The 4,904-nt window shown below is 73.3% G+C and carries 3 protein-coding genes and 1 rRNA gene; all 4 read left to right on the forward strand.

The window, feature by feature from the left end:
- Nucleotides 1–97, forward strand: a 5S ribosomal RNA gene (rrf, locus tag KME75_RS39910); the annotation flags it as partial.
- A gap of 226 nt (nt 98–323) precedes the next feature.
- Nucleotides 324–788, forward strand: a complete 465-nt coding sequence (locus tag KME75_RS39915) for a single-stranded DNA-binding protein (RefSeq protein ID WP_219420190.1) — start codon at nt 324–326, stop codon at nt 786–788.
- Between the two features lie 25 nt (nt 789–813).
- Nucleotides 814–2,490 carry an energy-dependent translational throttle protein EttA gene (ettA, locus tag KME75_RS39920; protein ID WP_219420191.1) on the forward strand — a complete coding sequence of 559 codons (1,677 nt, stop codon included), beginning with the start codon at nt 814–816 and terminating at the stop codon, nt 2,488–2,490.
- A 70-nt stretch (nt 2,491–2,560) separates the two neighbouring features.
- Nucleotides 2,561–4,904: hypothetical protein (locus KME75_RS39925; RefSeq protein ID WP_219420192.1), on the forward strand; the 2,344-nt coding region annotated here is incomplete at its 3' end.

A 4,904-nucleotide genomic window follows, 5' to 3' on the forward strand; every position in this document is an offset into this window, starting at 1 on the left:
GGTAACGCCCGGTCCCGTTCCGAACCCGGAAGCTAAGCCCTCCAGCGCCGATGGTACTGCACTCGCCAGGGTGTGGGAGAGTAGGTCGCTGCCGACATTCAACATTCAGTGGGTCCCCGCCGGTCGGCGGGGACCCACTTTTTTGTGCCGTTTTTGCGGCAGTGTCCCATGCTCCACCGACAGTCTCCGGTGTCGGCCGGCTCCGCCGGACCCGTTGTCCCCATCGGGGTCGAGTTGTCCACAGAATCCGGAAGGGTCTCGCTGCGCGCCCCGACGCGCGCACTCTGGATCTCGCCGAAGGTCGGCGCGAGAGGAGAGCAGCGATGAACGAGACCACCACGACGGTCGTGGGCAACCTGATCACCCAGGTCGACAGGCGCACCACGGCCACCGGCCGCACGCGTGCCAGCTTCCGGGTGGCGGGCAAGGAGCGGCGCTTCGACCGGAGCTCGCAGTCGTGGGGACCGGGCGACTCGCTCTACGTGAGCGTCACCTGCTGGCGCGGCCTCGCCGACAACGTCCACGCCTCCCTGTCGGTCGGCGACCCGATCATCGTGCACGGCCGGCTGCACAGCCGCAGCTACGAGAGGGACGGGAAACAGCAGACGGTCCTGGAGCTCGAGGCGTACGCCGTGGGGCCGGACCTGTCGTGGTCCACGGCCGCCGTCACCCGCACGAAGCGCTCCGAACCGGCACCGGCGCCCTCCCCGGACACCGCGCCGCCGTCCGGCGGCGGCGCATGGGCAGACCGCCCACCGGCGCCCGTCGAGGCGGGCGTCGGGGCCTGAGCTGGGCGGAACTACCATCGTGTGCGTGGCGGAGTTCATCTACAGCATGCAGAAGGTCCGGAAGGCCCACGGCGACAAGGTCATCCTCGACAACGTGACGTTGAACTTCCTGCCGGGAGCGAAGATCGGTGTCGTCGGGCCCAACGGCGCGGGCAAGTCAACGGTCCTGAAGATCATGGCGGGGCTGGAGCAGCCGAACAACGGCGACGCGATGCTGGCCCCCGGGGCCACCGTCGGCATCCTCCAGCAGGAGCCGGCGCTCAATGAGGAGAAGACCGTCCTCGGCAACGTGGAGGAAGGGCTGGGCGAGATCAAGCAGCAGCTCGACCGCTACAACCAGATCGCCGAGCAGATGGCCACCGACTACTCCGACGAGCTCATGGAGGAGATGGGCCAGCTCCAGGAGATCCTCGACCATAACGACGCCTGGGAGCTCGACTCGCAGCTCGACCAGGCCATGGACGCCCTGCGGTGCCCGCCGCCGGACGCTCCGGTCACCCAGCTGTCCGGTGGTGAGCGCAGGCGAGTGGCCCTGTGCAAGCTGCTGCTGAGCAAGCCCGACCTGCTCCTGCTCGACGAGCCCACCAACCACCTCGACGCGGAGAGCGTCCTGTGGCTGGAGCAGCACCTGGCGAGCTACCCGGGCGCGATCCTGGCGGTCACCCACGACCGCTACTTCCTCGACAACGTCGCGGAATGGATCATGGAGCTGGACCGGGGCCGGGCCATCGGTTACGAGGGCAACTACTCCACGTACCTCGAGAAGAAGGCCGAGCGCGTCGCGGTCCAGGGGCGCAAGGACGCCAAGCTGCAGAAGCGGCTGGTGGAGGAGCTCGCCTGGGTGCGGTCCGGGGCCAAGGCCCGGCAGGCGAAGAGCCGGGCGCGGCTGCAGCGCTACGAGGAGATGGCGGCCGAGGCCGACAAGTACCGCAAGCTCGACTTCGAGGAGATCCAGATCCCGCCGGGGCCGCGGCTGGGCAACGTCGTGGTCGAGGTCGACCACCTCGACAAGGGCTACGACGGCCGGATGCTCATCAAGGACCTGTCGTTCTCGCTGCCCCGCAACGGCATCGTCGGCGTCATCGGTCCCAACGGCGTCGGCAAGACCACGCTGTTCAAGACGATCGTGGGTTTGGAGCAGCCCGACTCCGGCACCGTCAAGATCGGTGAGACGGTGCAGCTGTCCTACGTCGACCAGAACCGGGGCGGTATCGACCCGAAGAAGACGGTGTGGGAGGTCGTGTCCGAGGGGCTCGACCACATCAAGGTCGGTCAGGTGGAGATGCCGTCGCGGGCCTACGTCGCCGCGTTCGGGTTCAAGGGCCCGGATCAGCAGAAGCCGGCGGGCGTGCTCTCCGGCGGTGAGCGCAACCGGCTGAACCTCGCGCTCACGCTGAAGATCGGCGGCAACCTGATCCTGCTGGACGAGCCCACGAACGACCTGGACGTCGAGACCCTCGGGTCGCTGGAGAACGCGCTGGAGCAGTTCCCGGGCTGCGCCGTGGTGATCTCCCACGACCGGTGGTTCCTCGACCGTGTGGTCACGCACATCCTCGCGTGGGAGGGCACCGACGAGAACCCGGCGTCCTGGTTCTGGTTCGAGGGCAACTTCGAAGCGTACGAGAAGAACAAGGTCGAGCGACTGGGAGCGGAGGCCGCGCGCCCGCACCGAGTGACCCACCGTAAACTCACCCGTGACTGAGAGCGATTCACCCTCCGACCGGTGATCACGATCGGCTGTAGCGGGGGGAAGCGGCACATCAGGAGGTCAGGTGGGGTCCACGCGTGCCGATGTGCCGGGCGGGAGCGCCGATCCGGCGGCCGCCGATCTCCTGGCGGCTGCCGCGTCGCTGCGGTGGGTCCGGCCGGATCTCACCGCGGCGCTCGCCGACCACGTGCTGGAGAGCGCCTCCGCCGCGGGTGAGCGGGACCGGTGGCTCGCCGCTGCGGGCTGGGCCGTGCACGCGCGCACGGCCACTGGCGACGGGCGGGACATAGCGACGACCGTGGTCGACGCCCTGCCGCGGTGGAGTGCCGGAGCGATGGAAACCCGGCCGGCCCGCCGGCTGCGCGTGGAGCTCGCGCTGCTCGCGGTGGCGGCCAACGAGGTCGCGGCGGCGCGGACGCTGTTGGCGCCCGTGCTCGACGACGACGTCGCCCCGGAGCTGCGCGCCGACGCGTTCTGCGCGCTCGCCCGGTGCGCCGTGGAGGACGCAGCCGACGATGCCGGCGAGGCGCTGCGCAACGCCGAGGTGGCCTGGACCCAGGTGGGCGGAACGGGCCGGGACATCGGGCTCGCGGCCGTTGCGCTCGTCGCGGCTGCCGCGGAGCGGCGCGGTGGTCGTCCTGCCGCCGCTGTCGACCGGGCGGCCGACGGCCTCGCCCGCCTGGAACGGGGGCGGGGAGGGATGGCCTCCGGCACCCCGTCGGCCCATCTCGCCGCTGCGCTCACGGCGGAGTGGATCTCCGCGCTCCTCGACGCCGGCCGCGTCGCGGAGGCCAGGGACGGGTCCGCCGCGCTGCTGCCCCGGCTGACCGAGCCCGCCCGACCGAGCCGCCAGATGGTCCGCCTGCGGCTCACGGTGACGCGCGCCGTCGCGGGCGCCGAGCAGCGGCACAACACCACGGAGGTCCTCGAGCACGCGGCACGGGACTCCGTCGAGAGCGACGTGCCCGATCTCGAGTCGGTCTGCTGGTCCGCGCTCGGCGCCCTCCACGAGAAGGCGGGGCAGCTCGACACCGCCCTGGAGGAGCTCCGCCTGGGGGTGGTCGCGGAACGCAAGGACCGCGGCCGCGCGCTGCGGATCCGCGCCGCATTGGCCACCGTCGTGCCCGAGGCGGCGACGGCGCCCGGTGGGCGGGACACAGCCGGTCGATCCCGGGGCGCGCAGCGCCCGGTGGAACCGACCGCGAACGGGCGAGCCGCCGCCCGGCAGGCGGGCGAGCTGCGGGAGCGGGGCCGCGGGCCGGTGCCGCTCACGCGGCGGCCGCGCGTCGAGCACGACCGCGTCGAGGGGACGAACCCGGCGGGGAGCAGGGGTGGGCGCCGCAGGCGGCGCGACGATGCCGAGCGGCCTGCGGGCGGGGGATCGCGGCAGGAGGCCGCCCGTGAGCGGTCCGGGACCGATCGACCCGGATCCGACCCGGCCGGTGCGCCGGGGCCGGCGGGCGCCGAGCGGGAGGCCGGTCCTTCCCACGGTGAGCAGAACGGCGCGGCTGCCGGCTCGGCCGTTCCCTGGGGCAGCCTGACGGGCGACTCGCCGATCGGTGAGCTGCTGCTGCGCAGCCTGCGCGACGGGCTGCCCGGCGAGGAGCGGCCACCCGGCGCTCCGTCGGCCGGCGGCACCGCCTCCACAGCGTCGGACAGGCATGCGGCGGGCCCGGACGAGAAGGGCGGCACCGACCCGGTCGCCGACGACACCGCGGGGCGCGGCGGGAGCCGGCGGCGGCGTGGTGCCGGTCGCGACGACGAGGGGTTGCAGCCGTCGGACGAGGGCGCGAACGCGGCCTCGAACAGGGCCTCGAACGGGACCGGGAGCCGTCGGACCGGTGCCGCGGCGAGGGACGTCGAGGAGCTCCTGCGGTCGCTCGGGACGGATCGGGCCGGGGAGGACGTCGCGGGCCCCGGCGAAAGCCGTCGAGCGGGAGCCGCGGCGAAGGACGTGGAGGAGCTGCTCCGCTCGTTCGGGGCGGACCGCGCCGGCGAGGACGCATCGGACCGGGGCGGGAGCAGGCGGAAACGGGCAGGCGCCCGCGACGCCGACGACCTGCTGCGGTCGTTCGGGGCGGGCGGCGCGACCGAGGACGCCCGGGCGGCCGATCCGTCGGCCCCCGACGATCGGGGTACCAACCGCAGTGATGGCCGGCAGGGCGGGCGCAGGCACCGGGTCGACGACCCGTGGGCCACGGGCCAGTGGTCGGTGGCGCCGAGCGGGCCGGCGAAGCCGTCCTCCGGCGGGGAGCAGACACCGGCCGCCGAACCCGAGGAGAAGACGCCGGCACGGACTTCGGCGGGCGACGCCGCCGACTGGCTGCAAGCGGCGCTGGCCGACCCCGACCGCGTGCTGGGCCGTCCCGGCGCGGCCGCCCCCGAGTCCGCGTCCCCGGCGGCGGCCG

The organism is Pseudonocardia nigra, assembly GCF_019396355.1.
Taxonomy (GTDB): domain Bacteria; phylum Actinomycetota; class Actinomycetes; order Mycobacteriales; family Pseudonocardiaceae; genus Pseudonocardia; species Pseudonocardia nigra.

Bases quoted from the DNA above. Each gene is read 5' to 3' on its own strand.
- KME75_RS39915 (WP_219420190.1), top strand. From the start codon at position 324: ATGAACGAGACCACCACGACGGTCGTGGGCAACCTGATCACCCAGGTC.